The organism is Mesorhizobium sp. M7A.F.Ca.AU.002.02.1.1, assembly GCF_003998535.1.
In the GTDB taxonomy this organism is placed as follows: domain Bacteria; phylum Pseudomonadota; class Alphaproteobacteria; order Rhizobiales; family Rhizobiaceae; genus Mesorhizobium; species Mesorhizobium ciceri.
On record NZ_RZPB01000527.1, the window covers coordinates 1 to 4,330 of the forward strand.

3 protein-coding genes and 1 pseudogene are annotated in these 4,330 nt (G+C 60.3%); all 4 read right to left on the reverse strand.

The window, feature by feature from the left end; genetic code table 11:
• Nucleotides 1-884, reverse strand: an 884-nt coding sequence (locus EN879_RS25845; protein ID WP_127274327.1) for a helix-turn-helix domain-containing protein, incomplete at its 3' end; no start/stop codon positions are given.
• 298 nt (nt 885-1,182) lie between these two features.
• A pseudogene (locus EN879_RS25850) lies at nt 1,183-1,427 on the reverse strand (helix-turn-helix domain-containing protein); the annotation flags it as partial.
• Nucleotides 1,428-1,624: 197 nt separating this feature from the next.
• Complete coding sequence (locus tag EN879_RS25855; protein WP_063167461.1) at nt 1,625-2,962, reverse strand: HlyD family type I secretion periplasmic adaptor subunit; 1,338 nt, start codon at nt 2,960-2,962, stop codon at nt 1,625-1,627.
• Nucleotides 2,963-2,981: 19 nt separating this feature from the next.
• On the reverse strand, nt 2,982-4,330 hold a 1,349-nt coding region (locus EN879_RS25860; RefSeq protein ID WP_127274328.1), incomplete at its 5' end, for a type I secretion system permease/ATPase.

The following is a 4,330-nucleotide window of genomic DNA, read 5'->3' on the forward strand; positions in this document are numbered from 1 at the left end:
TTGCAGAACTGGGACTGGTCGGCGAAGCCCCAGCGGTAAGCGATCTCGGCTACGCTGCTGATGTTGGTCACCGACATCAGCTCCTCGGCGCAAAGTTCAAGCCGGGCGTCGCGGATGAAGCCGTTGATCGACTGGTTGCTGTCCTGAAAAAGGACCTGCAGGTAACGCAGGGAGATGCCGCAGGCATCAGCCACCGCCTGCGGGCCGAGGTCGGAATTCTTCAGATTGTCGCGAATATACTGCTCGGCACGATGCAAATGGCCGGCCCGGATCGACGAGATGCTGCTGTCCAGCACGCGATCGTCGCTCACGATCGACAGGCACAGCATTTCCAGGATGTGCCTGCCCATCATCTCACGAGCGACTTCAGTGATCTCATCGAGATGACCGATCGTGGTTCGCACCGTGTCGAGGAAGAGCGCGGCGATGCCTTGGGTCGCGTCGAAACTGAGCGCACTGAGCCGTTCGGCGGATCCGATCCGTGCCCGAACGCTCGATGATGGTACCTTGAGGACCCACAGCGCGTTTGGCTTGCCGTGCCAGAATTCGTAAGGCGCATCTCCCCGCTCGACGAGAAAGCCCCCCGGCCTGCAATTGACGGTTCTCGACCCTTGCGAGAAATTCACCTCCGACATCTCCGGGATCGTGATGAGCAGGCTGGCGTCACGCTCGTTGAGGAAGTGGCGGCGGTGGCGACGATAGCTTACGGCATCGCAGCGCATTTTAGACACGCTGACGAGCCCAAGCGAGAAGGTTTCCAGCGTGCCTGAAAATTCGCGACGGTTCCGATACTCGGTGTCGAGCGGAAAATAGGCTTCGGTAACAGCGGCTTGCCAGGCATCACCGCCTGCGGGACCGCCGATCGTATCGACGACGTATTTCATTCCCCGACCTTTCTGGTTGACCCGGTTGTCCCGGTGTTGTTCCGAAGATTACAGGAATTCACCGGCGCGTATTGGTCAAAAACGAATAAACTTATGTGGTCGGTTGGCCCAGGACCGGAGCTCGCGACGGTTGCAGTTGTCGTCACGATCAGTGTGCAGCTGATCAAACCAGCCTTGGCGCGCAAACCGCCAGCCGACTTGGAACCATGCATTCTTTTCGCACACTCATTCAGGAAAAGTTGTCGGCTTCCAGATGTGGGCGGAAATGATGTCCTGCAGTTCCGTGCGTACGGAAGAGTGGCAGCAGCGTGTAGCGGCGGAAAGCGACAATGTCCGCCTCGTCCTCAATCGAGAGCACCCTCGATCTCGGTTCCTTCGGACCAGTCGATAGATCGGCGACCGAAGCTCGCCTCTTCCACTTCGCAACCGTCTTCCGGTTGATCCCGTAGCGCTTGGCCAGCCCCTCAGGTTCTCTTGACTATGCTGTATCGCTCGACGGACCGCCTCTGTCGTTTTGGCGCTCCCATGCAGAACTTGGCCCATAGCGCATCCTTTCATTCGGGAGACAAGGATGCTCCATAAAGCCCGGGATCAAACATCTAGGATCATCAGATCCAGCACCAAAGAAACAGAGGGGCTGTCGGCAGGGAACATGCAGACCATGAGCGACTGGTTGTCGGCTTGTCTCCGACTGCTCTGCGTCAGAATCACCTCAAAAGCGAAGTCGCTTGGCTAATCCGTCATTTCTGGCGAAAGGCGGAGTGGAACGACACAACCAGCGGGCCCAGAATGTAGTCGAGCGCGGTGCGTTCCTCGGTGACGATCATGACTGACGCTGGCATGCCCGGATAAAGCGCAATCTGTGGGGCTGCTGCCAATTCCACCGGATCGACCGCTACGTCGGCAAGATAGTAGGGAAACCCGGTCTTGCTGTCGGTAATGCGATCCGCCGAAATGCGGGAGACGCGGCCATGAATTATGGGTATTGAGCGCTGCTTGTAGGATGTGAAACGAACTTCGGCAGCCATATCGGGTCGCAGGTTCGATATGTCCTCGACGCGAATCTGGGCCTGGACGATCAGCGAATTTTCGGTCGGCACGATATCGAGGATGGTCTGGCCCGGCGAAACGATCGCGCCTATCGAGAAGACGCTGAGATCCATCACCTGGCCGTCATACGGCGCGCGCACCTCGGCTCGGTCCATGGCAGCCTGGGCGGCAAACATCTTGGGCACGAGGTCGGAAAGGCTCGATTGCGTATCGATCAGCATGGCCGACAGCTTGGCTCGGCGCTCATTTGTCAATTGTGCGATCTGGCTTTCGAGTTCGGCTTTGCTCTGTTGGCTGCCGCCGATCGCGCCGAGGTTCTCATCGATCAGGCCCTGCAGATCCGAGGCGGATCTTTCCAGCTCCAGGATGCGTGGGCGGGTCGTCAATCCGGCCTTGAGCAGCTTCGACAGGCTGGCCTTCTCGTTGATCGTCGATTGCAACTGGGCATGGTAAGATTCGACCCGAGACTGCTTGCCCTGGATCTGCTCCTCGAGTTCGGCAATGCGCCGCTCGAGGATCTGCCTGGCGCCGGCCATCGAGGCGCGTTGGCTTTCCAGATCGGCGATCTGGTTTGCCATTGCATCCCTAAGGTAGTCTTCGTGCTCTTTGAGAATGTCCTTGGGAAAGGCAACAACCTCGCTGCCGTCCAGTTCGGCTCGGATCCTGGCATCGGTTGCGCGCAACAGCGCATATTGCTGGGCATAAAGATTGAACTCGGACCGAATCCTGGTGTCGTCCAGCTTCAGCATTATGTCGCCCTTCCTGACGACGTCGCCATCCTTGACGCGGATCTCCTTCACCGTACCGCCGTCGAAGTGCTGTACGCTTTTGCGATTGCCATCCACCTTGACGATGGCGTCGGCAAGCACGGCGCCGTTCAGCGGGGCAAAGGCCGCCCAGCCGCCAAAGATGCCAAAGAAAGCAACGATGATCAGCAGACCTATATAGGCCGGCACCCGGATCGAATCCGGGGCCAGAATACCGGCGTCGCCAGGCAGGCTCCGGTAGGTAAGCGCGCCGTCGCTCATCGCTCTCTCCAAACACGGCTCATTGCGTTGCCACCGCCATTGGCGCCGCGCGCTGGTTGAGGAGCGCCACGATCTCGTTTCTCATGCCAAAGGCCTCGACGGCGCCATCGCGCAACAGGAGGATCTTGTCGACATTCGCCAGGGTCGAGGGCCGGTGAGAGACGATGATCACCGTACTGCCGCGGCGCTTGAGTTCGATCGCGCAGTCGCTCAGCGCGCGGTCGCCATCGGCATCGAGATTGGAGCTGGGCTCGTCGAGAATGATCAGGTTCGGAGTTCCGAACACTGCGCGGGCAAGAGCAATCCGTTGGCGATATCCTCCTGACAGCACTGCGCCGCCTTCGCCGATCTGCGTCTCATAGCCTTGCGGCAGGCGGATGATCATCTCATGCACGCCGGCGAGCCGCGCGGCCTCGATGACCTCCTGGTCGACATTGGTCTTGAAGCGGCCGATGTTGGCGGCGACGGTATCGGAGAAGAGTTCGATATCCTGCGGCAGATAGCCGATGTGGTCGCCGAGCGCGTCGTGTCCCCATTGCGACAGGTCGGCGCCGTCCAGCCTGACGGTACCACGGCTGGGTTGCATGACGCCCGCGAGATGACGCGCCAGCGTCGACTTGCCGGCGCCGGAAGGGCCGACGATTCCCAGCGTCTCGCCTGCTTCCAGCCGGAACGATACGTCCCGCAGAAGCACTTTCTGCTGGCTTGCAATTGCAAAGCTGACCTGCTCAACCGAAATCTTGCCGGTGGGCTTGGGCAGGTTGAACGATCTTTCGCTCTGCGCGCCCCCGTCGACCAGCTTCTCGACCCTTGCCAACGCCGCCCGCCCCAGGATCAGGCTGCGCCAAAGGCCGACGATCTGCTCGACCGGCTGTAGCCCCCGGCCCAGCAAGAGGCTCGCGGCGAACATGGTGCCGCCGGTGATCTGCCGTTCGATCACCAGATAGGCGCCGAGGCCGAGGATCAGCGACTGCATGGTGAGCCGCAGGAAACGGATCAGACCCGACATCAGTGCGGCGCGATCGCTTGCCTCCGCCTGGCGCCGCAGCGCCAAATTGCGGTCGCGTCCCCAGCGGCGGATGAGGCCGTCGATCATCCCCATGGCGCGAACGACTTCGGCGTTTCTGAGGCTCATCTCGGTGAAATTATAGTTGGTCGTCGCCAGGTCGTTGGCCTGCTTCAGCGGCGAACGCACGATATATTCGTTTAGCACCGCCATGGCGACCAGAAGCAGCGAGCAGCCCAGCGCGAAGAAGCCGAGCCAGGGATGCAGCAGGAAGATGATGCCGATGTAGATGGGCGACCATGGCAGGTCGAACAAAGCGTGGATGCCGCTGCCGGTGATGACCTGCCTGAACGTGTCGAAGT

What these genes read in the sequence shown, in the direction of transcription:
- EN879_RS25855 (WP_063167461.1), bottom strand. Translation starts at nt 2,962, where the DNA reads ATGAGCGACGGCGCGCTTACCTACCGGAGCCTGCCTGGCGACGCCGGT.